We start from the raw sequence: 25,054 nt of genomic DNA, 5'->3' as shown, positions 1-25,054 counted from the left end.
GTACGGGCTACCTACCTGCTTAGTTGTAGGTGCCCGGGGTGTAGTCGTCCGAGCTGAAGCTGTCGAAGTCGACGAAGCTCAGGTCGTTCTCGCTGAACGCGGAGTCGTCGGCGAAGATGCGGTTGGGGTACCGCTCCGCCTTGGCCTCCTCCGTCGCCTCCACCGAGACGTTCCGGTAGCGGGACAGACCCGTTCCGGCCGGGATGAGCTTACCGATGATGACGTTCTCCTTGAGACCGATCAGCGGGTCGGACTTGCCCTCCATGGCCGCCTGCGTCAGGACGCGGGTGGTCTCCTGGAAGGACGCGGCCGACAGCCACGACTCGGTCGCCAGCGAAGCCTTGGTGATACCCATGACCTCCTGACGGGCGGACGCCGTCTTCTTGCCCTCGGTCAGCGCAGCGCGGTTGATCTCGTTGTACCGCGAACGGTCGACGAGCTCACCCGGCAGCAGGTCGGTGTCGCCGTGGTCGACGACGGTGACCTTGCGGAGCATCTGACGGACGATGACCTCGATGTGCTTGTCGTGGATCGGCACACCCTGCGAGCGGTAGACGCCCTGCACGCCGCCCACCAGGTGCTTCTGCACCTCGCGGACGCCCTTGACCCGGAGGACTTCCTTCGGGTCGACGGTGCCGACGATCAGCTGCTGGCCGAGCTCGACGCGCTGGCCGTCCTCCACGAGGAGCGTGGAGCGCTTCAGCACCGGGTAGACGTGCGGCTCGTCGCCGTTGTCCGGGGTCAGGATGACCTTGCGGGACTTGTCCGTCTCCTCGATGACGATGCGGCCTGCGGCCTCGGCGATCGGGGACGCACCCTTGGGGGTACGAGCCTCGAACAGCTCCTGGACGCGCGGCAGACCCTGGGTGATGTCGTCCGCGGAGGCCGAACCACCGGTGTGGAAGGTACGCATCGTCAGCTGCGTTCCGGGCTCACCGATCGACTGGGCGGCGATGATGCCGACCGCCTCGCCGATGTCGACGAGCTTGCCGGTCGCGAGCGAACGGCCGTAGCAGGCGGCGCAGACGCCGACCGCCGACTCGCAGGTGAGCACGGAGCGGACCTTGATGTCGGTCACGCCGGCGGCCACCAGCTTGTCGATGAGCACGTCGCCCACGTCCTCGCCGGCCTTCGCCACGACGGAGCCGTCGGTTCCGATCGCGTCGGCGGCCAGGGTACGCGCGAACACGGAGTTCTCGACGTTCGGGTCGCGGGTGAGGACGCCGTCGGCGCCCACGGTCGCGATCGGGAGGTCGAGGCCCTTGGTCGTGCCGCAGTCGTCCTCGCGGATGATGACATCCTGCGAGACGTCCACCAGACGACGGGTCAGGTAGCCCGAGTCGGCCGTACGGAGAGCCGTGTCGGCCAGACCCTTGCGGGCACCGTGCGTCGCGATGAAGTACTCCGCCACCGACAGACCCTCGCGGTACGAGGAGATGATCGGACGCGGGATGATCTCACCCTTCGGGTTGTTCACCAGACCACGCATACCGGCGATGTTGCGAACCTGCAGCCAGTTACCACGGGCGCCCGACGTCACCATGCGGTTGATGGTGTTGTCGGCCGGGAAGTTGGCGCGCATGGCCTCGGCCACCTCGTTGGTCGCCTCGGTCCAGATCTTCACCAGCTCCTGGCGACGCTCGAGGTCGGTCGTCAGACCCTTCTCGAACTCGGCGGTGATCTTGGCGGCCTTCTTCTCGTAGCCGGCCACGATCTGCGCCTTGTTCGGCGGGGTCAGGATGTCGCTCAGCGACACCGTGACGCCCGAGCGGGTGCCCCAGTAGAAGCCGGCGTCCTTGATCCGGTCGAGTGCGGCCGCGACCTCCACCTTCGGGTACCGCTCGGCGAGGGCGTTGACGATCGACGAGATCTGGCCCTTGTCGGCGACGGCCTCCACGTAGGGGTAGTCCGCCGGCAGCGCCTCGTTGAAGAGGGCGCGGCCGAGGGTGGTCTCCACGATGGCGGTGACGGGCTGCGTACCGGTGTCGGCCGCGTCGGACGGCACGTAGTCGTCGAGACGGATCTTCACCTTGGCGTTGAGGTGCAGCGAGCCCTGGTCCTTCGCGAGGATCGCCTCGGAGACCGAGGAGAACGCGCGACCCTCGCCCACGGCGCCCTCGCGGACGGTGGTGAGGTGGTGCAGACCGATGATCATGTCCTGCGAGGGCAGGGTGACCGGGCGGCCGTCGGACGGCTTCAGGATGTTGTTCGAGGCGAGCATCAGGATGCGGGCCTCGGCCTGGGCCTCCACCGACAGGGGAAGGTGCACGGCCATCTGGTCGCCGTCGAAGTCCGCGTTGAAGGCGGCGCACACCAGCGGGTGGAGCTGGATAGCCTTGCCCTCGACGAGCTGCGGCTCGAACGCCTGGATGCCGAGACGGTGCAGGGTGGGCGCGCGGTTCAGGAGGACCGGGCGCTCGCGGATGATCTCCTCGAGGACGTCCCAGACCTGCGGACGCGAACGCTCCACCATGCGCTTGGCGGCCTTGATGTTCTGAGCGTGGCTCAGGTCGATCAGGCGCTTGATCACGAACGGCTTGAACAGCTCCAGCGCCATCTGCTTGGGCAGACCGCACTGGTGCAGCTTGAGCTGCGGACCGACGATGATGACCGAACGGCCCGAGTAGTCCACGCGCTTGCCGAGCAGGTTCTGGCGGAACCGGCCCTGCTTGCCCTTCAGCATGTCGCTGAGCGACTTGAGCGCGCGGTTGCCGGTGCCCGTGACCGGGCGGCCGCGGCGGCCGTTGTCGAACAGCGCGTCGACGGCCTCCTGGAGCATGCGCTTCTCGTTGTTCACGATGATCTCGGGGGCACCGAGGTCGAGCAGGCGACGCAGACGGTTGTTGCGGTTGATCACGCGACGGTAGAGGTCGTTCAGATCGGAGGTCGCGAAGCGGCCACCGTCGAGCTGGACCATCGGGCGCAGCTCCGGCGGGATGACCGGGACGACGTCGAGGACCATCGCGGCCGGCGAGTTGCCGGTCGCCAGGAACGACGACACCACGCGCAGGCGCTTGATGGCGCGGATCTTCTTCTGGCCCTTGCCGTTCGCGATCTGCTCGCGGAGAAGCTCGGCCTCGGCGGCCAGGTCGAACGCCAGCAGGCGGCGCTTGATCGCCTCGGCGCCCATGAACGCCTCGAAGTACAGGCCGTAGCGGTCGACGAGCTCGTTGAAGTCCGCGTCCTCCGGCTTGAGGTCGCCGACCTTGAGGGTGCGGAAGGACTCCCACACACGCTCGAGACGGGCGATGTCCTCGTCGTAGGACTTGCGGATCTGGCCCATCTCCTTCTCGGAGGTGTCCTTGACGCGACGCTTCTGGTCGGCCTTGGCACCTTCCTCCTCGAGGGCGGCGAGATCGGTCTCCAGGCGCTGCAGACGCTCGGCGACGCGGGCGTCGCGCTGGTCGGCCAGCGTCTTGATCTCCAGGCGCAGCTCGTTCTCGAGGCCGGGGAGGTCGGCGTGACGGCCGTCCTCGTCGACCTGGATCACCATGTAGGCCGCGAAGTAGATGACCTTCTCGAGGTCCTTCGGCGCCATGTCGAGCAGGTAGCCGAGGCGGCTGGGCACACCCTTGAAGTACCAGATGTGCGTGACCGGCGCGGCGAGCTCGATGTGGCCCATGCGCTCACGGCGCACGGAGGACTTGGTGACCTCCACGCCACAGCGCTCGCACACGATGCCCTTGAAGCGGACGCGCTTGTACTTGCCGCACGAGCACTCCCAGTCGCGGGACGGGCCGAAGATCTGCTCTCCGAACAGGCCGTCCTTCTCGGGCTTCAACGTGCGGTAGTTGATCGTCTCGGGCTTCTTGACCTCGCCGTAGCTCCAGCGACGGATGTCGTCAGCGGTGGCCAGTCCGATACGCAGCTCGTCAAATGTTGTCGATTCGAGCAATGTTTACTCTCTCCTAGAAAAGATTCGTCAGTTGGGTCTGGCTACCGGGTCAGATTTCGTCGATCGACGACGACTCGAACCGGGAGGAGATGTTGATGCCGAGCTCCTCCGCAGCGCGGAAGGCCTCGTCGTCGGCGTCGCGCAGGCTGACCGCCTGGCCGTCGGCCGAGAGGACCTCCACGTTCAGGCAGAGGGACTGCATCTCCTTGATGAGGACCTTGAAGGACTCCGGGATGCCCGGCTCCTGGATGTTCTCACCCTTGACGATGGCCTCGTAGACCTTGACGCGACCGAGGATGTCATCCGACTTGATGGTCAGGAGCTCCTGGAGCGCGTACGCGGCTCCATAGGCCTCGAGGGCCCACACCTCCATCTCACCGAAGCGCTGACCGCCGAACTGCGCCTTACCACCGAGCGGCTGCTGGGTGATCATCGAGTACGGGCCGGTCGAACGCGCGTGGATCTTGTCGTCGACCAGGTGGTGCAGCTTCAGGATGTACATGTAGCCGACCGACACCGGGTCAGGGTAGGGCTCGCCGGAACGGCCGTCGAACAGCTGCGTCTTGCCGGACGAGCCGATCAGGCGGTCGCCGTCGCGCGTCGGGAGCGTCGAGTCGAGCAGACCGGCGATCTCCTCCTCCTTGGCACCGTCGAACACCGGGGTCGCGACCTTGGTGTTCGGCGCTGCGCGGTGCGCGGCCTCGGGGAGGTCGGCGGCCCACTTGGGCTTGCCGGAGATCTCCCAGCCGTTCTTCGCGATCCAGCCGAGGTGGATCTCGAGGACCTGGCCGAAGTTCATTCGACCGGGCACGCCCAGCGGGTTGAGGATGACGTCGACCGGCGTGCCGTCCGCGAGGAACGGCATGTCCTCGACCGGGAGGATCTTCGAGATGACGCCCTTGTTGCCGTGACGGCCGGCGAGCTTGTCACCCGCGGTGATCTTGCGCTTCTGGGCGATGTAGACCACCACGCGCTGGTTCACGCCGGAGCCGAGCTCGTCGTCGCCGTCCTGCGCGTCGAAGACCTTGACACCGATGATGGTGCCCTCCTCGCCGTGCGGGACCTTGAGGGAGGTGTCGCGCACCTCGCGGCTCTTCTCGTTGAAGATCGCGCGGAGCAGGCGCTCCTCGGCCGACAGCTCGGTCTCGCCCTTCGGCGTGACCTTGCCGACGAGGATGTCGCCGGGGCGCACCTCGGCGCCGATGCGGATGATGCCGCGCTCGTCGAGGTCGGCCAGGAGGTCCGGGCTGACGTTCGGCAGATCGCGGGTGATCTCCTCCTTGCCCAGCTTGGTGTCGCGGGCGTCGACCTCGTACTCCTCGATGTGGATCGAGGAGAGGGTGTCGTCCTTCACCAGGTTCTGGCTGAGGATGATCGCGTCCTCGAAGTTGTGACCCTCCCACGGCATGAACGCCACGAGCAGGTTCTTGCCGAGCGCGAGCTCGCCGTTCTCGGTGGCCGGGCCGTCTGCGACGACCTCGCCCGCCTCGATCCGGTCGCCCTCGTCGACGACCACGCGGTGGTTGTACGAGGTGCCCTGGTTGGAGCGGTCGAACTTGCGCAGGTAGTAGGTCTTGATCGTGCCGTCGTCCGCCTGGACGGTGACCGCGTCGGCCGAGACCTCGGAGACCACGCCGGACTTGTCGGCGGTGACCACGTCACCGGCGTCGATGGCCGCGTAGCCCTCCATACCGGTACCGACGACCGGGCTCTCCGAGCGGAGCAGCGGCACCGCCTGGCGCTGCATGTTCGCACCCATGAGGGCTCGGTTGGCGTCGTCGTGCTCGAGGAACGGGATCAGGGAGGTACCCACCGACACCATCTGGCGCGGGGAGACGTCCATGTAGCCGATCTCGTCGGCGGGGATCAGGTCGACCTCGCCGCCCTTCTGGCGGGCGAGCACGCGCTCCTCGACGAAGTGGCCGTTCGCGTCGAGCGGGGCGTTGGCCTGCGCGACGACGAAGTCGTCCTCCTCGGAAGCGGTGAGGTAGTCGATCTGCTCCGTCACGCGACCGTCGACGACCTTGCGGTACGGGGTCTCGATGAAACCGAACGAGTTGATCCGCGCGAACGACGCGAGCGAGCCGATCAGACCGATGTTCGGGCCTTCCGGCGTCTCGATCGGGCACATGCGGCCGTAGTGCGAGGGGTGCACGTCGCGGACCTCGACGCCGGCGCGCTCACGGCTCAGACCACCCGGGCCAAGCGCCGACAGGCGGCGCTTGTGGGTCAGACCCGCGAGCGGGTTGTTCTGGTCCATGAACTGCGACAGCTGCGACGTTCCGAAGAACTCCTTGATCGCGGCGACGACCGGTCGCACGTTGATCAGGGTCTGCGGGGTGATCGCCTCGATGTCCTGCGTGGTCATGCGCTCGCGGACGACGCGCTCCATGCGGCTCAGGCCCGTGCGGACCTGGTTCTGGATGAGCTCGCCGACGGCGCGGATGCGACGGTTGCCGAAGTGGTCGATGTCGTCGGTGTCGAGACGGATGTCGGTCTCGACGCCGTTGCGCAGACCCCTGAACGTGGTCTGACCGTCGTGCAGGGCGACCAGGTACTTGATCGTCGCGAGGATGTCCTGGACGGTCAGCACGGAGTCCGTCAGCGGGGCCTCCAGGCCGAGCTTGCGGTTGATCTTGTACCGGCCGACCTTGGCGAGGTCGTAGCGCTTCGGGTTGAAGTAGAAGTTGTCCAGCAGCGCACGCGCGGCCTCGGCGGCGACCTGCTCGCCCGGACGCAGCTTGCGGTAGATGTCCTTCAGCGCCTCCTCCTTGGTGAGGATGGCGTCCTTCTCGAGGGTCAGCTCGATCGACTGGTAGCCGGCGAACTCGCTGAGGATCTCCTCGCTGGTGAGGCCGAGGGCCTTCAGGAAGACGGTGACCGACTGCTTGCGCTTGCGGTCGATGCGGACACCGACCTGGTCGCGCTTGTCGATCTCGAACTCGAGCCACGCGCCGCGGCTCGGGATGACGCGCGCCGAGTAGATGTCCTTGTCGGACGTCTTGTCGGCTGCGGCCTCGAAGTAGACGCCCGGCGAGCGGACGAGCTGCGAGACGACGACACGCTCGGTGCCGTTGATGATGAAGGTGCCCTTCTCGGTCATGAGCGGGAAGTCGCCCATGAAGACCGTCTGGGTCTTGATCTCACCGGTGAGGTGGTTCATGAACTCGGCCTCGACGTAGAGAGGGGCCGCGTAGGTCTTGCCCTTCTCCTTGCACTCGTCGATCGAGTACTTCTTCTCTTCGAGGAAGGGGTTCGTGAACGAGAGCTGCATGGTCTCGCCGAGGTCCTCGATGGGAGAGATCTCTTCGAAGATCTCCTCGAGGCCCGTGTTGGCGGGCAGATCCTGGCGACCCTGGGCCTCGGCTTCTGCGACGCGTGCCTTCCACGCGTCGTTTCCGACCAGCCAGTCGAAGCTCTCCGTCTGCAGTGCGAGCAGATCGGGAACGGTGAGGGTGTCCGTGATCTTGGCGAACGAGAGACGAGATGCGGCTCGTCCGTTCTTGGGTGTCTTGTCAGTGTTGGTTGCGTTGCGCGCAGCAGCCAAGGAAATAACCTCCGTGGGCCCCGTCGGGCCAGTTACTGTCGGTCGAGATGTGGTGTTATGAGGGACGAGGACTCCCAGACACGTCGCGCTGCGCCGTATCTGACCCGGTGAACCGGGCCCAGACGCGTGCGTGGAAAGTCAGAGCCGACCGCAATATGAAGGCAAGGGTGTGCGCTGGGAGCGCAAAGAACCACTATATGTCAAACTGACGCGCCGTGTCCAGTCTTTTCTTGACCCGGGGCGCAGTCTCGGTGTATAACCTCGCGGGCGGCCGGATATTCCCCGGCGCGACGGGCGAATCTCCGGGCGGATCTCCGGGCTAGCGCAGCCGCGGCGGGAGGGAGTCGACGGTCGCGAACACGGCCTCTTCACGCGACCGCGGCTCCCAGCCGAGCACACTGCGCGCCTTGTGCGAGGAGCCGTTCCTGTAGACGCCGATGTCGGCCAGCGAACCGCGCACGCGCCGGCTGAACGGGGCGGCGGCCTTGACGACCCAGGTCGGCATCACGCCGGTGCGCACCCGGTCGCCCGCCGGCGAGCCGAGGTGGCCGCGGATCAGCAGCGCCAGCTCCGGCGCGCTCAGCGCATCCCCGGCCGTCGCGAGGAACCGCTCGCCCGCGGCTTCCGGGCGGGTCATCGCGAGCAGGTGGAGGCCGGCCACGTCGCGCACGTCGACGACGCCGAAGTACACGTCGGGCAGGCGCGGGAGGCGGCCCTCCTTCACGAGCTTCACCAGCTCGACAGAGCTGGAGTAGTCGGGGCCGAGCACCGGGCCGAGGATGCCGACCGGGTTGACGGTGGCGAGCTGGAGGTGGCCGCCCTCCTCCGCGATGAAGGCCCATGCCGCCCGTTCGGCGAGCGTCTTGGAGCGGACGTAGGCGCTGATCGGGCGGCCGCTGTCGAGCTCGGTCCAGTCGACCTCGGTGAACGGCCGCTTCGTCGGCGCGTGACCGTAGCCGATCGCGGCGAACGATGAGGTGAGGACGACCCGCTCCACCCCGGCGTCGCGAGCGGCGCGCAGCACCCGCAGCGCGCCCTCCCTGGCCGGGCGCACCAGCTCGTCGGGATCCTTCGGCTCCGTCATCGGGAAGGGGGAGGCGACATGCAGAACGAACCGGCAGCCGGCGACGGCGTCGGACCAGCCGGCGTCGTCGAGGAGGTCGGCGATGGCGAACTCCACGCGGTCGCCGGCATCGGCACTGTCCGTTCCCCCGAGAGCGGCTCCCGCGGCGAGCTGCGCGCGGACGTCGGCCGCGCGCTGCGGCGACCGGATGGTCGTGCGGACGTCATACCCCGCCTCCAGCGCCGCGAGCACGCAGTGCGCCCCCACGAACCCCGACCCGCCCGTCACCAGCACCCGATCCGCCATGACGACATCCTCCTCCCCTCCCCGCCGCTGGTACAGGATGCGTGAGGCTAGGGGCGGACGAGGGCGATGGCTTGGGCGCGGGTCCGGACTCCGAGCTTGGCGAAGATGGCGTTGATGTGCGTCTTGACTGTCGAGGTGCCGACGAACAGGGCGGAGGCGATCTCGCCGTTGCTGAGGCCGTCGGCGACCAGGCCGAGCACCTCGGCCTCCCGGCGGGTGAGCGTCGGGAACCGGGCGACGAGCGCGTCCGGCCGATCGGCCGCCCTCGCGGGTGCTGCCGAGGTCAGCGAGCCGACGATGCGCGCGCCGACCTCCGGTGCGAACGTGGACTGCCCGCGGGCGACCGCGCGCACGGCCGCGGCCAGCTCGGCGCGGCCCGCGTCCTTCGTGAGATAGCCGCGCGCGCCGGCGCGGAGCGCCGTGAGGATGGACTCGTCGTCGGCGAAGGTGGTCAGCACCAGCACGGCGACACCGGGAGCGTCCCGGGTGATGCGCTCCGTCGCGCCGACACCGTCGAGCACGGGCATGCGGAGATCCATCAGCACGACGTCGGGGCGCTCGGAGACGGCGAGCGCGACCGCCTCCGCGCCGTCGGCGGCGGCCCCGACGACCTGCATGTCGGGCAGGAGGCCGAGCACGGTCACCAGCCCGTCGCGGATGATCGCCTGGTCGTCGGCGACGACCACGCGGATCGGGGTCTCGGCGGCGGGCAGGGCGCCGCTCATGCCAGCCTCGCCTCGGCCGTCACGGTGAACCGGCCGTCCGCCGAGGAGGCGGCCACCGAGCCGCCGAGCGGCAGCGCGGCGAACCGCTCGCTCATCCCCTCCAGGCCGTGGCCTCCCCCGGAGGCCGCCAGCTCGGACAGCGGCGCCGCGGTGACACGCGACGCGACCAGCGGAGAGGAGACCGTGAGCTGCACCCGCCCAGTCTGCCAGTCGAGCCCCGCGTCGACGGGAGCGCCCGGCGCGTGCTTGCGCGCGTTGCTCAGCGCCTCCTGCAGAGCGCGCTGCAGCGCGGTCGCCTGACCAGCGCTCAACGGCCTCGGCTCGCCTGCGACGTGGAGGTCGGCCGTGCCGCCGAGCGTGCGGTGGGCGGCCACGAGGTCGTCGAGGGTGGCCCGGAACTCGGCGGGGGCCACCATCCCCGCCGCCGTCGTGCGGTCGGGATCGCGCAGGGCGGCGACCGCCCTCCGCGCCTCGGCCAGCCCATCGGCCGCGAGGCCGCGCGCGACCACGACCCGGTCGCGCGCCGCCGCGGCGTCCCCGGCCTCCAGCAGCGCGTCGACCGCATCGAGCTGGATGACGAGCCCGCCCAGGCTGTGCGCGAGCACGTCGTGCAGGTCGCGGGCGATGGCCACGCGCGCGGCCTCCTCACGCATCTCGAGGTCGCGCTCGCGCAGCAGCGCGGCCTGCTCCTCCGTGGTGCGGAACTGGCGGCGGCTCAGGCCGGCGAACGCGGCGAGGACGATGCCCGCCATCTCGCCGAGCACCGCGGCGACGGGCGACCCGAACGGCACGGCACCGACGGCGACCAGCGCCGCGCACGCCACGGCGACAGCACCGCCCAGCTGTACGGGCCGCTCCGGGTCGCCGATCAGATACAGCACGGCGACGGCCGCCGGCACGATCGCGAGGCCGTCGGTCGCCGGCGCGACGAACGCACCCGTGACCGCCGCGACCAGGCTCAACACCAGGGCGGCGCGCCTCCACCCGGCGAAGCTCAGCACCGCGCGGAGAACCCACGCGGCGACGGAGACGAACGCGACGACGAGCACCCACACCGGGCGGTCCCCGGCGTGGGTGCGCAGCAGCGACCAGCCGATGGCGACGGCGCCGAGCAGATTCAGTGCGAGGGCCAGCAGCCCCGGCCTGGTCCAGAAGTCCACGAGACCATCATGCGGCGAGCGCGGCGTGACGATCGAGACGCGCCGCGAAGACGGCGGTTCGGGCGGCGCGGTTGGCGGCGAACACCAGGAAGATGACACCGGTGGCGGTCACCAGGTGCAGGCCGGCGGCGGAGGCGACGACGTCGACGCCGATGCGGATGCCGATCACCACGACCCAGAGCACCATCCCCAGCACCCCGGTGCGCGACTCGTACGTGGCGACGTAGCGGGCGTCGTTGCCGAGCTGCACGGGGTTCTCCAGCCGGCGGAAGTGCGCGATCGCGCCCATCCACGCGCCGACACCGAGTGAGAGCACGAGCTCGCCGGCGACCACGGCGATGTCGAGGGGCGTGAGCGAGGGGAGTGTGACCTGCTGCCCGATCGTCACCAGCCCGACGACGGTCATGATCGCGGGGAAGCGCCACATCTTGGCAATCGACACCGGACGCCACGTGAGCTGCCGGTAGCCGACCCAGCAGATCAGCAGCAGGATGAGGATCGCGTTGGTCAGCGTCTGGACGGTCATGGGGGCGTTCCTTCCGGCCGGAGGATCCGGCCACTCCCCCAGCGTCGTCGACGGGCGCGGTGGGCGGCACCGCCCGACGGCGGAGACCGGGTGGAGACGAGGGTGGAGATCGGGTGGAGGCCGAGGGCGACGCCGGGGCGTCCGCGGCTACGCTGGACGCGTGCCACAGAACCCGTCGGTCCCGTCGGTCGTCCTCGCGGAGAGCGGCTACCTCGCCAGCATCGAGCCCGACCGGTTCGTGCCGGGCGCATACCAGCTGATCGTCGACGGGACGCCGCAGTCGCACGTCGACCTGGACGACCCGAGCCGCCTGTTCTTCGAGTACGTGCAACGCATGGGCAACGTGATCGACCTCATCGGCGAGCCGGGGCAGCCGATCACCGCCGTGCACCTGGGCGCGGGCGCGCTGACCCTCCCCCGTTACGTCGCGTACACGCGGCCGGGATCGCGGCAGCAGGTGGTGGAGCTGGAGAGCCGGCTGGTCGACCTGGTGCGCGAGAACCTCCCGCTGCCGCGCTACGCGCAGATCCGCATCCGGCACGGCGACGCCCGGGAGGTCGTGGGCAAGCTGCCGGCCGGCCTCCGCGGTGAGGTCGACCTGCTGGTCGTCGATATCTTCAGCGGCGCGCGCACGCCCGCCCACGTGACCAGCGTGGAGTTCTACCGCTCTGCGGTGTCGCTGCTGAAGCCGGACGGCATCGTGCTCGTGAATGTCGCGGACGGGCCGCCGCTCACGTTCGCGCGCAGCCAGGTGTCGACGCTCGGCGCGGTCGTGGAGAACGTGGCCGCCCTGGCCGAGACGCAGGTGCTCAAGGGGCGGAGGTTCGGCAACGTCGTGCTGGTCGGGTCGAACTCCCCGCTGCCGCTGGAGTGGCTGCCGCGTCTGCTGGCGAGCGGACCGCATCCCGCGAAGGCCGTCGCCGGCGAAGAGCTGCGCACGTTCGCCGCAGGCGCCCCCATCGTGACCGACCAGACCAGCGTCCCGTCGCCGCCGCCCGCGCGCGGCATCTTCCAGAGCGGCACACGCCGCGACTGACGCGCGCTACGCGTGGCGGAAGAGCACGCTGGTTCCGGGCCGCAATTGCGCGAACGCGTCGAGCGAGCGGTCGGCGACGACGGCGATGACCGGGTAGCCGCCGGTCACCGGATGGTCGGCGAGGAGGACGGTCGGCCGGCCGTCGGGCGAGACCTGCACCGCCCCGGCGACCATGGGCTCGCTCGGCAGCTCGCGGGACACTGCTCGCTCGAGCAGCACGGGAGCCCCGGGCTCGACGCCGGCCGCGTGCGACGGCGTGCGCGGCGGGTCGAGGCGCACGCCCACGCGATCGCCGTCTGCGCTCACGCGCCACTCCACGCTGAAGAACGCGTCGAGCGCCTCCGGAGTGAACCAGTCCGCGCGGGGTCCGCGGTGCGCGCGCACCTCAGCGACCGCCTCCCCCTGTTCGAGGAGCGGGACGAAGTCGACCGCGGGCACGGGCGTCTCCGGGGGCGCACCGATCGCGAGGAGGTCGCCGGCTTTCAGCGGCGACGGCCCCAGTCCGGAGAGGGTGTCGCGGGAGCGGGAGCCGAGCACGGCCTCCCCCTCGATGCCGCCGCGCACGGCGAGGTAGCTGCGCATGCCGGCCGTCGGCTGCGCGACACGCAACTCGGCCCCGGCCTCCGCGCGCACAGCAGTGTGCGGGTCGACCGGTCGGCCGTCGAGCACGAGCCGCGACGCCGCGCCGCCGACGGCGAACCACGCCGGTGCCTCGAACCGTGCGGCGAAGCCGCCGAGAAGGAGCTCGACACCGGCCGCGGATCCCGGGTTGCCGACCAGACGGTTGGCCAGGCCGAGCGCGCCGCGATCGAGCGCGCCGGACGGGCTCACCCCGACAGCCGCGTGCCCCGGTCGACCGAGATCCTCGATCAACGCGAGCGGGCCGGGGTCGAGGACGCGGAGCGCGCGCGCCGGATCGCCGCTCACGGCGCGACCTCCACGAACCGCACCTCGACACCGGGGCGGAGCAGCGCCGGCGGATCGGCACGCGCGTCCCAGAGGGCGGCGTCCGTGCGGCCGATGAGCTGCCAGCCTCCGGGACTCGAGCGCGGGTACACGCCGCTGAACTCCCCCGCGAGGCCGACCGAGCCCGCGGGCACGGCCGTTCGCGGCGTGGGCCTGCGCGGCACGCGCAGGCCGTCATGGTCGGTCACCAGGTAGGCGAAGCCCGGGGCGAAACCGCCGAAGGCCACGCGCCAGCGGGACGCGGTGTGCCGTTCGACGACCTCCCGCGGCGTGATGCCGAGCAGTGCCGCCACCTCGGCGAGGTCGTCGCCGTCGTACCGAACGGCGAGCTCCACCAGCTCGTCGGCTACGGCGGCGGGAGGCTCCGGGGCGGTGCGCTCGATCCAGCCGCGCGCGGCGGCGGGAGACAGCACACGAGGATCGAGCAGGACCGCGATCGTGCGCGCCGCCGGGACGAGGTCCACGACACCGGGCGGCCGGGTGCGGTCGAGCGCGCGGAACATCCCGAGCACGGCGTCCAGCTCGGCGCGCGCATCGCCGCCGGCAGCTCCGCCCGCAGCCTCGACCTCGACGAGGAGGGCGCGGTCGCCGTAGCCGAGGACCCGCACGGTCACGTCGATCTTCACCTCCACGGTCAGACGAAGGCTTCCACGGCGATGCCCGCGTCCTCCAGGCCGCGCCGCACGGCCTCCGCCATCGCCACGGCGCCGGGGGTGTCGCCGTGGACGCACAGGGAGCTCGCGGTGACGGCGATCCGGGTGCCGTCCACGGCCTCCACGGTTCCGTCGGCGGCCAGGCGCACGGCGCGGGCCGCGATCGCCTCGACCTCCGAGAGCAGCGCGCCGGGCTCGGAACGCGGCACCAGGGTGCCGTCCGGCCGGTAGCCGCGGTCGACGAACGCCTCGCCCACGAATCGGAGCCCGCGGGCGACCGCCGCGCGCTCGACCGCCGAGCCGGCCAGGCCGAGCAGTGGGAGCTCCGGATCGAACGCGGCGACGGCCTCCACCACTGCGGCCGCCTGCGTCTCGTCGTCCACGATCCGGTTGTAGAGGGCGCCGTGCGGCTTGACATAGCGCACGGCCGTGCCGGCCACGCGCGCCATCCCGGCGAGCGCCGCCAGCTGATAGATCACCTCGTCGCGCAACTCGGCCGCCGGCACCGCCATGCTGCGCCGGCCGAAGCCGGCGAGGTCGCGGTAGGAGACATGCGCTCCGACGGTCACGCCGTTCTCGGCCGCGAGGCGGCAGGTGGCCCGCATCGTGGAGGGGTCGCCGCCGTGGAACCCGCACGCCACGTTCGCGCTCGTGACCAGCTGCAGCATGGCGGCGTCGTCACCCATCGTCCAGGCGCCGAACGACTCGCCGAGGTCGCTGTTGAGGTCGACGCTGCGCCGCTCGGCGATGGGCTCCATCCACCTATTCTGCGGTACCGGCCGCACCCCTCGCACCGGCGGCACGCGCGCGGTGCGCCCGCACCTTGGCGCGATTGCCGCAGCGCTGCATCGAGCACCAGCGGCGGTTGCCGCTGCGCGACGTGTCGAGGTAGACCAGCCGGCAGTCGTCGGCCGAGCACTCGCGGATGCGACCGTCTGCGTCCGGGCCGAAGAGCCGGACGGCATCGCGAGCGACCGTGCCGAGAGCCTGGTGCGGCCGTGCGAGAGTCCGTCCGGCCTGCCGACCACCGCCGGCCAGCACGGGCGGGATGTCGGGGGTCGCCGCGAACAGGTTCACGACGTCGACATCGTCGGGCGCGAGAGTCTCGCCTCTGCTGGCCTGACGCGCGAGCCTGCCGATGGCGATGCGCAGCATCTCGGCGTCGCGGAACTCCCGTTCGCCGGAGGTGGCCGCCACCTCGGGGAAGCGCTCCTGGAGCCAGCCGCCGAGCGCTTCCGCGTCGTCGACCGACCGCCATTCGGCGTTGTCCGGCTCGTCGAGCCCGCCCGTGTACGAGAAGTCGAGGGCGAGCGAGCCGGAGTCGAACCACCAGCGCAGCCCGTCGGAGTCGTCCATCCACTGGCCGGTTTCGCGGGGCAGGAGGACGTCGGTAGGCACCGAACTACCTTAGTCGGTTATCGGTCGCCTCCCGGCCACGATCGAGGGGCACGCAAACGCCCTCAAACGGGCGTTTCAGGGGCGTTTGCGTGCCCCTCGGCGGCGAAAAGGATAGGTGGCGCGGGTGGGATACTGGGCGGATGAATGCGCGCCGTCCCGACCCCGCCGCCGTCCTCGAGGGTGCGACGGTGCGCCTGCGCGCCCTCACGACGGACGACCTGCCCGACCTGCACGACGCGATCGGCCATCCCGAGGTGTTCGCGGGAGGCTGGGGTGGCGGCCTCGCCGCCTACCGCGACACCTACGAGGAGTGGCGGGAGTTCATCCTGCGCTACCTCGCCTGGGACACCGGCAACGTCACCGCCGTGTGCCTGCGCGACGGCGACCGCATCGTCGGAACGACCACGCTGGGCGACTTCGATCTCGCGAACGGCTCCGCCCACATCGGCTGGACGGCCTACGCGCCGGAGGTCTGGGGCACGCGCGTCAATGCCGAGACGAAGCGGCTGCTGCTCGGCACGGCGTTCGACAACGGCTTCGAGCGGGTGAAGCTGCAGGCGGACGTGCTCAACGAACGATCCAGGGCCGCGATCCTCCGCCTCGGCGCCACGTTCGAGGGCGTGCTGCGGCACACGCAGCCGCGAGCGGACGGCACGTGGCGCGACACCGCGGTGTACTCGGTGCTGCGGGAGGAGTGGCCGGCGGTGCGCGACGGGCTCGACGCGCGGCTCGAGGTCACGACCGCCTGACGGCCGCGACCGCGCCTTCAGTCCGAGCCGCGAGCCCGCGGGTCGAGCGCTTCGGTGGCGGCGGCCGCCGCCATCCTGCGCTGCGCGGCCGACACCTCCCTGTGCACCCACGAGATGAGGTTGGCTGAGTCGAATCGGCGACTGCAGGCTCCACAGGCCAGGGCGCGCGCCGGCTTGCGGTAACGGTAGTGCGTGTGGCCTCTCGGGCAGGTGCCGATCCAGGGCGCCAGGTCGTCGGCGATGGCGCCGCCGTGCAGGCGCTTGCCCTCGTAGCCGAGATCCAGCGCGATCGCCCGCCAGCGCGGTCCGTGCCCCGCGCGCGAGCCGGCGAGAGCGTGCGCGACCTCGTGCAGGAGGATCTGGTGGATGTCGTCGTCCTCGTACCGCGCGGCCAGATACCGCGACACCGTGATGCGCTTGGCCGTGTAGTTGCAGAGGCCCGCGCGCGTCTTGGCGTTGTCGAAGTCGAAGCTCCACACGGCGGGGTCGAGGTGGAGGGCGATCAGGGCGTCCGCCCAGCGGCGAACGCGTTCGAGTTCGGCCATCAGCGCTGATCCCCTGATCGACTCATGACCCGCATCCTACGCCGGAGCGGCGTCGTCGTCCGCGCCCTTGGTCACCTCGCCGGAGGCCGCGCGTTGCGCCTCCAGGAACCGCTGCACGACAGCGACCGCGGTGAGGGCGCCCTCGATCTCGGCAGGGGAGGCGCCCAGCTTCTCGCGCAGGAACACCGCGGCGGTCATGTCGGAGAGCGCGTTCTCATAGTCGGCCTGGTCGAAATAGCACTTGCCGCGGTTCTGAACGGCGAACGCCTCCAGGGCGCTCCAGTCGCGGCCGCGGGCTTCGTCGACGCAGCCCGTCAGCTCGACGATCGCTTCGTCGAGCTTGCCCTGGTACTGCAGCACCTGCGCCCGGCGGATCCGCGCCCCCAGCAGCTGCTCACGATCGCCGGTGAACCGCGCCTGGCGCACCGCTTCGTTGCCGACCACCATCGCGTCGTCGAGCCGGCCGAGCAGGCGCAGCAGCACGGTCTTCTCGTTGAGAGCGCTCAGACTCCGCAGGCTGCCGAGCTCGTCGAGCCGCTCGTCGGCGGCGCGCAGATCGACGCGCTCGCGGAGTGTGGACGGATCGTATCCGAGGATGATGCTCAGGGTCGGCTCCCAGGTCGTGCGGTCCACTCCAGAGTAGCCGTCCAAACCCGATTACCCGGGCTGCCGCGTGTTCTGCGCGGGGACGAGCGGCACTTCGACGAGTCGGTCGTCGCCGGCGCGCGGGGATCCGCGGCCGTCGGTGTTGTCGGTCAGCAGCCAGAGGCGGTCACCGCGCGCGACGACGTCGCGCAGCCTCCCCAGGTCGCCGTCGAGGAACGCCCGTGTCGTCGCAGGTGCGTGCCCGGCGGTCGTCCAGGCGGTCCAGAGCCGTTCGCCGCGCAGCGCGGCCAGGAAGACGGTGTCGCCCACCACCGCCAGCCCGCTCGGGCTCGCCTCGCCGGTCGGCCACTGGGCGACCGGATCGGTGTACTTCGGATCGTGACCGGCACCTTCGACCACCGGCCAGCCGTAGTCGGCCCCAGGAACGATGGGGTTGAGCTCGTCCCACGTGTTCTGGCCGAACTCGCTCGCCCACATCGTGCCGTGGGAGTCCCAGCCGAGACCCTGCACGTTGCGATGGCCGGACGACCAGACCGGGGACCCGGGGAAGGGATTGTCGTGCGGCACCTGGCCCTCGGGCGTGAGGCGCAGGATCTTGCCGCCGAGGGAGGCCGGGTCCTGGGCGTTCGCGCTGTTCGAGGCATCCCCCGTGCCGACGTAGAGCATGCCGTCTGGGCCGAAGGCGATGCGGCCGCCGTCGTGGTTGGCGGCCGCGGGGATACCGGTCAGCACCGGCTCCGGAGCCCCGATCGCGTAGGAGCCCGGCACGCCGGTCAACGGCATCCGCACCACCCGGTTGTCGGCGCGAGTGGTCTCGTAGGCGTAGAGGAACGGGGGCGCCGCGACGGCCTGAACCGCGAGTCCGAGGAGGCCGCCCTCCCCGCGATGCACGACCCCCTGCACCCTGCCGACCTCGCGGAGGCCGCCCTGCGGCAGCCGCTCGAGGACGCGGCCGGCGTCGCGCTCGCTGATGAGGGCGGAGCCGCTGGGGAGCGGGACGACCGACCACGGGGCGTCGAGGCCGGTCTCCAGGACGGTCGTCGCTGTGCCGGGCTGCCACGGGATCGCGGCGACCGGCGGAGCGGACGCGGTCGGGCGAGGCGCGGAGGTCGTCCGGGTCGCGGTGGGAGCGGGCGGCGACGCTGTGCAGGCGGTCGACACGGCGACGACGGCGAGCGCGCAGCTCAGCTGGAGGGTGCGGACGACCCGCCGGGCGCGATCGTGGCGCAGAACCAGCCGCATCGTGCCTCCCCTCACGCGCCTCATGCTAGCCCGCGGGCCTGATACGTCGGCAGGGGCGGACCGTGACTCCGGAGGGTCGGCGGCGGCACCGGCGTGGCGTTCCGTTGCTCCGGAGATCCGCACCCATCGGGCGCGGATCTCCGGAGTTGCGGCACGCAGGCCGGGCGCTCGGGTCAGGCCCGGCGGCGGCGCCAGCCGACGAACGCGGTTCCGAGCAGGGTCAGCACGCCGGCCCAGAGGGCGACGAGCAGGTAGTCGCCGGCGCTTCCGGTCTTCGCGAGGCCGCCTGCGGGCGCGACCGGCGGGTCCACGTAGATCGTGGCGCACGCCGCGTCGGCGTCGTCGGCGCAGGGGCCGTCGATCGCGGGCGGCTGCCACGGGCCGACCGGCGGGGTCGTCACCGTCACCGCGTTGACCGGGTAGCTCTCCGCGGCGTAGGTCACCACCACGTGGAGGTCGAGGCTCGCGCCCTTCGCCAGGCTCGCCACCGGCCAGGTGACCGTGCCGCCCTTCGATCCCGCGCCTGCCGCGAACGTGCCGCCCTGGTCCGCTGAGACGAACGTCGCCCCGGCCGGGAGGGTGTCGACCACGTCGAACGCCGTGGCGTCGAGCGCTCCGATGTTGGTGACCGTGATCGTGTAGGTCACCTTCTCGTTCATTCCCACGACAGGAGCCGAGGCGGTCTTGGCGAGCTCGAGGCGCCCGTACTCGAAGGTGTTGGTGAGAGTGGTGACCTGCGCGGGCGGCACCGCACCCTGCACCGACCCGGCGCCGATGTGGACGCTGCCGTTGGTGACGGTGCGGCTCGCCTCGCCGTAGCTGCCCGCCGCGCCGGATTCGGTGATCGTGCAGTCGGAGCCGATCGGGAGGCCGTCGATGCGGGCCGTGAAGCCGGCGGAGCGCTCGAGCAGGGTGTGCGCGGCCGCTCCCAGGTCGACGGGGACTCCCGCGACCGTGCAGGCGACATCGGCGCCGAACTCGTCGGGCGCCGCCGAGGCTGCAGCTCCCGTCACGACCTTGTCGATCTGCAGCGGACCGGTGGCGATCGTCACTCCCGCCTTCACCGGGGCACGGCGCACCGTGCCGCCGCCGACGAGCGACGCTGTCGCGCCGAACTGGTTCCAGGCCACCGCCGGAGCCGAGCCGGGCGACGCCGGGAGCGACACCGGGGCGCCGTCCGTCGCCGACGCCGTGGCGGGGCGGTCGATGGTGCGGTAGAGCACCGTCGCCCCTTCGCCGCCGCGCAGCGCGCCGTTCGCGGTGCCGGCGAAGTCGAGCGTCACGCGCAGGCCGGTCACCGCGGCCCAGTCACCCGTGAAGGCGCCGGAGGCCGTCCACGAGGCCGGGTGGGTCGAACAGGTCGGATCGGTGGGCCACGCCGTGGTCGAGCCGGACTGGCACACGCCGGGCTCGGTGGTGACCTCCCAGGTGACGGCCGTCCCCGCCGGCACGTCCTGCACCGTCACCCCCGCCGCGCCGTCGAAGACCGGCCGGAAGGTCGAGCCGCGCGAGCCGCCGGTGGCGAGCATGCGGTCGCCGACCGCGGGCAGCGGCTCGACCAGGACGAGCGAGGTGTAGTCGACGGTCCCGGTGTTGAGAGCGCTGAGCCGCCACCGGTCGGTGCCGCCGACCACGGTGTTCGCGGCGCACGGCGAGGAGTAGTAGCCCTCGCCGTCGGTGCGGCAGGTAGCCGACGGGTCGGTCAGGTTCTGCGCGCCGGAGACCGTGCGGTCGACGACATCGCCCTGGACGCCCTTGGTCGTGTAGAGCGACGGCCCGTTGACGGGCTGCACGTAGTTGGTCGTGCCGCACGCGGTTGCCGGCAGGCCGGTCAGGACGCCCTGACCGTTGCCGGACGAGTTGGTGCACGCCGACAGGCTCTGCACCGTGGAGACGACGAACTGGTTCGTCGCCCGATCGCCCGAGCCGAGTCCCGGCTTCAGGATCAGGCCGAGCACGACCGTGAAGCGCTCACCCGGAGACATCCGGGAGCCGCCGGCCGGCCACGTCAGCCCGAACCGTCCGGTCGCGGCGTCGTAGGCCACGGTCGGGGCGGTCGAGAGGGTCCCGCCCGCGCTGGTCGAGAAGGTCGGCGCCTCGCCGTCCCACACCAGCGAGGCCGGGAGGGTGTCGGTCAGGCCGGCGAGGTCCAGGTAGCCCGTGCCGGTGCTCGCGAAGGTGAGGGTCCACGGGACGCTGTCGCCGACCGGGACGGTGTGCACGTTGTTGGCCGGTGTCTTCGCGACGTCGAGGGAGGCCGTGCCCGGCGCGAGCTGGATGCCCGCGGAGGCGCCGGCGGTGGCGTCGGCGTAGACCGTCGGCGTGTCGGTGCGGTGGCTCACCGTCTGCACCGTGTCGGTGACGCTGCCGGGGAACGGGATCGCCGACCCGTCGCGGGCGACCGCGAGCAGTGCGACGTGCAGGACGACCGTCGCGGTGAAGCCCGCGGGCACGGCGCTGCGGCTGAGGAGCCCGCCGTCCGCGCGCAGGAAGGTGAACCGGAGACCGGTCACCTGCCCGGCCGCTGCCGTCGGCAGGGCTGCCGTCGCCGCAGGCGTGCCCAGGATCCACGTGCTGCTGCCGTCGGTCTGCGCATCGACGCGGACGCGGTCGGCGCCGGCCGGCAGCGTGACGTCGCCGGCGCTGAGGCCGGTCAGCGCGAACCGGTTCCAGAACGCCGCGTCGTCGTCGGTGATGACGACCTGGTGCGTCGCCGCCGTCGCCGAGCCCGGCGTGGCGGTGAGCGTGACGGTCACCGGGGCGGTGCGGTCTCTCTCCAGCAGCGTGCTCGGAGAGATGGTCTTGGCCGCGGTGACGCCGAGGGCGCCCGTGGTCAGGGTGAGCGCCGCGTCGGCGGACGCGTACGGCCGCGAGCCCTGGCCGGAGGGGTACAGCACGGGGTCGTAGCCCTGCGTGAAGCCGTGGTTGTCGATGCGGAAGGCCGTGACCGCTGCCCCCGAGGTGCGCGTGAGCGCGCGGACCCGGGTGTCGAGGGTCATGGTGAGGGCCTGGCCGGAGGCGATCGTGCCTCCCGTCGTCTGCGGGCTCGTGCCCTGGTAGACGACGCTCACGCCCACGACATCGGCGAGGTCGGCCGGCGTCAGCGCGGCAGCTGCGCGCATCGAGACGACGGTGGTCGAGGTGCTGCCGTCGGCCGCGCGATGCCACAGGGTGACCTGAGAGGCGTCGAGATCGACCTGCCCGGCAGGCACCGCGAACGCGATCCTGGTCAGGTCGAGACGCTCGAACGGGCTGGAGCCGGTGTAGCTCGCGCCGGAGAAGGGATCGGCTCCCCACGCCGCGGCCCCCGAGAGGCACGCGGTCTCGGCGCCGGCGTCGCACGGCGACGGATCGGTCACCCGCACGTACGAGGCGCGCGAGGTGGAGGTGTTCTGCGCCGTGAGCGTGAAGGTGTTCGTCGGGTAGTCGGCCGGGTCGACGTCGCCGAGGTGCGGGACCACGATGGTGGACCGCGAGCTCGTCTTGGTCAGGCTCACCGCCGGCGGCTGATCGATCAGCGTGACGGTGTCGTGGCCGGTGACGGGAGGAACGGCGGTGCCGTTCTTGACGCCGTCCGCCTGCGCGACGTTGTCGACCGAACCGGTGGTCCCCGCGGTGACCCACGGGTGCGCCGGGTCGACCGGCACGCGCTGCACGTTGCGCAGCTGCCAGACGAGACCGATCGGCCGGGACTGGCCGAAAGCGACCGTCGCGACGCCGGAGCCCGCGGGAGGTGCGGTGGGATCGGTGGCCGCCGCGCGGGCGGCGTCGTTCGGGACCACTGTGATCCGCACGCCGGTGGTGTCGGCGGTCTGGGCCGGGGTCAGCGTGTAGCCGACGAAACCGGCCCCGTTCATCCAGCCGCCCGCCGGCGCCGGCACGATCGTCCACGCCCCGCCGCGGTACAGCTCGACCGTGCTCACGGCGTCCCAGCGCAGCAGCGGGTCGGCGCTGTAGGAGATGGGCGAGACCTTCAGCAGATCGAACGCCTGGAAGACGGTCGACTCGGGGTGCGCGGGGTCGCCGGCCGGGTCGGTCAGCGTGACCGAGCCGTACCCGGTGTTCGTGACACCCCAGCTGAGCAGGGTTCCCGCCTGGTCGCCGGACTGCGACGGCAGGTCGGTCACGTCGCCGCTGAGGTCGGGCTTCGTCCACTTCTTGGCGATGCCGAGCGAGCCGGCGCCGGTCGTGGACTGGATCTTGGCGTTCGCGTCCGCTGTCTTCTGGGCGCCGGTGACGACCTCGCCGTCGACCGCGCCCTGGGTGTTCGCGACCGCATGGTTCGTGTAGGTGCTCGCTGGGCCCCCCGCGACGGAGGTGGCGCCGGAGCCGTCGCGCAGCGTGGCACGCGCCTGCCCCGTGATGGCCGGACGAACGGTGGTGCCCTGGGCGAAGCCCGCCGCGTCCTCGAACGTGAACTGCAGGCCGACGGTGCCGGCAGGCAGCGACGAGGCGCGGTAGACCTGCGCGGCCGCGGTCGCATCAACGGTGTCGAGGACGGTCCAGGTGCTGCCGTCGGTCGTGTACTTCACCGTCAGCGTCGAACCCTTCAGCACCTGCGTCGGGGCGACGCCGATCGGGTCGAAGCCGTTGAAGAAGTCGTTCGCGACGCCGGGGCGCCAGACGTCCTCCACCACGATGCTGGTCGGGCGCACGTAGGCCGAGTCGCTCGACGTCGTCGCGGGGAGCTGCGCGGTGACGGTGGCTCCCGGCGAGACCGGCGCAGACGGCGTGATGGTCTTGGCGAGGGTGAGCTCGATGTCAGGGTAGAAGATCGACAGCGGCGCCGTCGCCTGACGGCTCGCGGTCCCGGCGGCGTTCGCCCCCGTGACCGTCAGCGTGTTGGTGGTGTCGACATGCGCTCCCTCCGCCGCGATGTCGGCGGTCGGGGCGATCAGGAACTGGGCGGTCGCGACGGTGCCGGTGGCGATGGCTCCGGTGAAGACGAGCTCGAAGCCGGTGAGGTGCGTCTCGGTCGGAGCGGTCGGCACAGCGGGCGTTGCGCCGTCGGCGAAGGGGACCGCCTGGCTGGAGCCGTTGGAGAAGTGCCAGACGACCTGGGCGCCTCTCGCGCCGGACGGATAGGACACGCCTGCTGCGAAACCGCCGAAGCGGATGTCCTGGGTGAAGTAGCCCAGGTCGGCGAGGGTCAGCGTCGCGAGCGGGCCGTTGGAGGAGTTCTTGCCCGAGATGGTCGCGGTGGCCGTGGTTCCTGCCGGGATGCGCGCGGGGCTGATCTGCTTGCCGGGGGTGACGGCGACGGTCAGGTCGCCGACGGCGAACGGCGCCGTCGCGGTCTTCGTCACCGGGGTCTGGTTCTCGACAGCCACGGTGCCGGCGACGCGGTTGGTGACACTCGCGCCGGTGACCAGCGCGGCGCCGGTCTGCCGGTTCGTCGAGCGCTGAGCGACGAGGACGCCGACCGAGCCGGCCGCGCCGCCCGCGGTCAGCGCGGTGCCGTCCGGCCCGGCGAAGGTGAAGCGGAGGCCTCCCACGTCGCCGTTCGAGACACCGGAGGGGAGGGCGATCGCCGATGGATCGACCGGAGGTCCGGTGTGCCAGGCCCACGCTCCGGTCGCGGTGTCGCGCACGTAGGCGTCGACCTGAACGGTGGTCGCGCCCTGTGGCAGAGTGACGCCCCCGAATCCGGCGAAGTCGACCAGCGCGAACGGGTTGGCCGCGTCGAGTGCCGTCGCTGCGTCCGTGGCCGTCGCCGGGTCCTGCAGCGCGAGGCTGGACGCCGGGACGTTGGAGGCGTTCTGCGCAGAGAGCGAGATCGTGGACTGCTCGCCGGGGAGGTACTGCTGGCTCGCGGGCGTCCAGGTCTTGCCGACCGAGACATCCACCGAGGTCGGCACGTTGACGGTCACGTCTGCGCTGCTGGTCTGCGGGGTGGGCGAGCCGTCGAACGTGCCCACCGCCGTGTTCGTCACGGCGTGGTTCACCGCGGGCGACTGGGGCGTCAGCGTCTGCGGCGCCTTCAGCGTCACCATCACCAGGTACGTCCCGCCGGCGGGGATGCCCACGCCGCCGGCGACCGGCTCCTGGAACTGCACGGTGAGGACGCAGGACGCGGTCACGGTGTCGGTGCAGCCCGCGAGGCTCTTCGTGACCGGCTTGGTGCTCGGCTGGACGCTGGTGTCGAGGATGGAGAATCCCGCGAAGTCGGCGGGCAGTGCGTCCACCAGCTTCGCGCCGACGCAGTCGTTGTCGTCGCAGCCCACCTCGATCTTGTAGGTGAACTCGGCGCCCTTGAGCACCGTCACCGCCTTCTGGTTCTCCCCCACCGTCTTGACGACCGAGAGGGCGGCGTCGGCTGCGACCGCCGGCGCCGCGGCGAGGCCTCCGCCGACCAGGGCGACGACGGTCGCCGCGCTCACGGCGCCGAGCAGCCTCAGGCGCGGTGCGGCTCCCGAGGCTGCTCGGCGGCCTGCGCGGTGCGCGGGTGGCCCGCTGCGGCCGGTGCGGAAGGAGTTGCGGACATGCTGAAAGACACGACGAAGCACGGCGATCGGGTTTCGGGTAAGCGTGAGCTCGGGTACGCGCGCCGAAGAACGAGCCGGGTAAGCCCTCGCGCGCCTCCCGGTTCGGGTCCCGGGAGTTTCTCTCGCACTACCTGTCTAGCAATTCCGACCGG

At 71.3% G+C, this 25,054-nt stretch carries 16 protein-coding genes; 2 read left to right on the top strand and 14 right to left on the bottom strand.

All coding sequences use genetic code 11. The features are described from left to right. Nucleotides 1–19: 19 nt before the first annotated feature. The 6 genes from rpoC to KNO15_RS20335 all read right to left on the bottom strand — a co-directional run bounded on the left by rpoC (nucleotide 20) and on the right by KNO15_RS20335 (nucleotide 11,222). Entirely contained in the window at nucleotides 20–3,895 is a 3,876-nt protein-coding gene (gene rpoC, locus KNO15_RS20360) for a DNA-directed RNA polymerase subunit beta' (protein ID WP_241705660.1), read from the bottom strand. 49 nt (nucleotides 3,896–3,944) lie between these two features. After that, entirely contained in the window at nucleotides 3,945–7,442 is a 3,498-nt protein-coding gene (gene rpoB, locus KNO15_RS20355) for a DNA-directed RNA polymerase subunit beta (RefSeq protein WP_241705657.1), read from the bottom strand. 319 nt (nucleotides 7,443–7,761) lie between these two features. Then, entirely contained in the window at nucleotides 7,762–8,811 is a 1,050-nt protein-coding gene (locus tag KNO15_RS20350) for an SDR family oxidoreductase (protein ID WP_241705656.1), read from the bottom strand. A gap of 47 nt (nucleotides 8,812–8,858) precedes the next feature. Next, a complete protein-coding gene (locus tag KNO15_RS20345; protein WP_241705654.1) occupies nucleotides 8,859–9,536 on the bottom strand; it encodes a response regulator transcription factor in 678 nt (225 codons plus the stop codon). Next, nucleotides 9,533–10,696: a sensor histidine kinase gene (locus tag KNO15_RS20340; RefSeq protein ID WP_241705652.1), complete on the bottom strand. Its 1,164-nt coding sequence runs from the start codon at nucleotides 10,694–10,696 to the stop codon at nucleotides 9,533–9,535. The genes KNO15_RS20345 and KNO15_RS20340 overlap by 4 nt, the downstream gene beginning before the upstream one ends. Nucleotides 10,697–10,703: 7 nt before the next feature. Then, complete coding sequence (locus KNO15_RS20335) at nucleotides 10,704–11,222, bottom strand: hypothetical protein (RefSeq protein ID WP_241705650.1); 519 nt, start codon at nucleotides 11,220–11,222, stop codon at nucleotides 10,704–10,706. A gap of 160 nt (nucleotides 11,223–11,382) precedes the next feature. Here KNO15_RS20335 and KNO15_RS20330 point away from each other — a divergent pair, with 160 nt between their 5' ends. Then, nucleotides 11,383–12,258: a spermidine synthase gene (locus tag KNO15_RS20330; RefSeq protein WP_241705648.1), complete on the top strand. Its 876-nt coding sequence runs from the start codon at nucleotides 11,383–11,385 to the stop codon at nucleotides 12,256–12,258. Nucleotides 12,259–12,264: 6 nt separating this feature from the next. Here KNO15_RS20330 and KNO15_RS20325 read toward each other — a convergent pair whose 3' ends face one another. The 4 genes from KNO15_RS20325 to KNO15_RS20310 are packed head-to-tail and all read right to left on the bottom strand — an operon-like array spanning nucleotide 12,265 to nucleotide 15,275. Further along, nucleotides 12,265–13,185 carry a biotin-dependent carboxyltransferase family protein gene (locus KNO15_RS20325; RefSeq protein ID WP_241705646.1) on the bottom strand — a complete coding sequence of 307 codons (921 nt, stop codon included), beginning with the start codon at nucleotides 13,183–13,185 and terminating at the stop codon, nucleotides 12,265–12,267. Beyond that, complete coding sequence (locus KNO15_RS20320) at nucleotides 13,182–13,838, bottom strand: 5-oxoprolinase subunit B family protein (RefSeq protein WP_241705955.1); 657 nt, start codon at nucleotides 13,836–13,838, stop codon at nucleotides 13,182–13,184. Before KNO15_RS20320 ends, KNO15_RS20325 begins: the two co-directional genes overlap by 4 nt. Nucleotides 13,839–13,858: 20 nt before the next feature. Further along, nucleotides 13,859–14,635: a LamB/YcsF family protein gene (locus KNO15_RS20315; RefSeq protein WP_241705644.1), complete on the bottom strand. Its 777-nt coding sequence runs from the start codon at nucleotides 14,633–14,635 to the stop codon at nucleotides 13,859–13,861. 4 nt (nucleotides 14,636–14,639) lie between these two features. Continuing rightward, nucleotides 14,640–15,275, bottom strand: coding sequence for a CGNR zinc finger domain-containing protein (locus KNO15_RS20310; protein ID WP_308220461.1), 636 nt, complete (start codon nucleotides 15,273–15,275; stop codon nucleotides 14,640–14,642). A 140-nt stretch (nucleotides 15,276–15,415) separates the two neighbouring features. Here KNO15_RS20310 and KNO15_RS20305 point away from each other — a divergent pair, with 140 nt between their 5' ends. Continuing rightward, on the top strand, nucleotides 15,416–16,024 hold the full coding sequence (locus tag KNO15_RS20305) for a GNAT family N-acetyltransferase (RefSeq protein ID WP_241705642.1): 609 nt from the start codon (nucleotides 15,416–15,418) through the stop codon (nucleotides 16,022–16,024). A 17-nt stretch (nucleotides 16,025–16,041) separates the two neighbouring features. On the opposite strand, the gene KNO15_RS20300 is transcribed toward KNO15_RS20305, so the two are convergent. The 4 genes from KNO15_RS20300 to KNO15_RS20285 all read right to left on the bottom strand — a co-directional run bounded on the left by KNO15_RS20300 (nucleotide 16,042) and on the right by KNO15_RS20285 (nucleotide 24,797). Further along, entirely contained in the window at nucleotides 16,042–16,569 is a 528-nt protein-coding gene (locus tag KNO15_RS20300) for a SprT-like domain-containing protein (RefSeq protein WP_241705640.1), read from the bottom strand. A gap of 36 nt (nucleotides 16,570–16,605) precedes the next feature. Further along, nucleotides 16,606–17,202 carry a hypothetical protein gene (locus KNO15_RS20295; RefSeq protein WP_241705638.1) on the bottom strand — a complete coding sequence of 199 codons (597 nt, stop codon included), beginning with the start codon at nucleotides 17,200–17,202 and terminating at the stop codon, nucleotides 16,606–16,608. A 24-nt stretch (nucleotides 17,203–17,226) separates the two neighbouring features. Then, on the bottom strand, nucleotides 17,227–18,417 hold the full coding sequence (locus KNO15_RS20290; RefSeq protein ID WP_242599943.1) for a PQQ-dependent sugar dehydrogenase: 1,191 nt from the start codon (nucleotides 18,415–18,417) through the stop codon (nucleotides 17,227–17,229). A 173-nt stretch (nucleotides 18,418–18,590) separates the two neighbouring features. Beyond that, a complete protein-coding gene (locus KNO15_RS20285) occupies nucleotides 18,591–24,797 on the bottom strand; it encodes a DUF5979 domain-containing protein (protein ID WP_241705634.1) in 6,207 nt (2,068 codons plus the stop codon). Nucleotides 24,798–25,054: the final 257 nt, after the last annotated feature.

The sequence above is a fragment of the Leifsonia shinshuensis genome (assembly GCF_022606355.1).
In the GTDB taxonomy this organism is placed as follows: domain Bacteria; phylum Actinomycetota; class Actinomycetes; order Actinomycetales; family Microbacteriaceae; genus Leifsonia; species Leifsonia shinshuensis_B.
The sequence above is the reverse complement of the archived record's forward strand: the minus strand, read 5'-3'. Positions and strand labels throughout refer to the sequence as shown.

Excerpts from the sequence above, each read along its gene's own strand:
- KNO15_RS20350 (WP_241705656.1), bottom strand. The coding sequence starts at position 8,811 with ATGGCGGATCGGGTGCTGGTGACGGGCGGGTCGGGGTTCGTGGGGGCG.
- KNO15_RS20345 (WP_241705654.1), bottom strand. The coding sequence starts at position 9,536 with ATGAGCGGCGCCCTGCCCGCCGCCGAGACCCCGATCCGCGTGGTCGTC.
- KNO15_RS20335 (WP_241705650.1), bottom strand. The coding sequence starts at position 11,222 with ATGACCGTCCAGACGCTGACCAACGCGATCCTCATCCTGCTGCTGATC.
- KNO15_RS20315 (WP_241705644.1), bottom strand. The coding sequence starts at position 14,635 with ATGGAGCCCATCGCCGAGCGGCGCAGCGTCGACCTCAACAGCGACCTC.
- KNO15_RS20305 (WP_241705642.1), top strand. The coding sequence starts at position 15,416 with ATGAATGCGCGCCGTCCCGACCCCGCCGCCGTCCTCGAGGGTGCGACG.
- KNO15_RS20300 (WP_241705640.1), bottom strand. The coding sequence starts at position 16,569 with ATGGCCGAACTCGAACGCGTTCGCCGCTGGGCGGACGCCCTGATCGCC.
- KNO15_RS20290 (WP_242599943.1), bottom strand. The coding sequence starts at position 18,417 with ATGCGGCTGGTTCTGCGCCACGATCGCGCCCGGCGGGTCGTCCGCACC.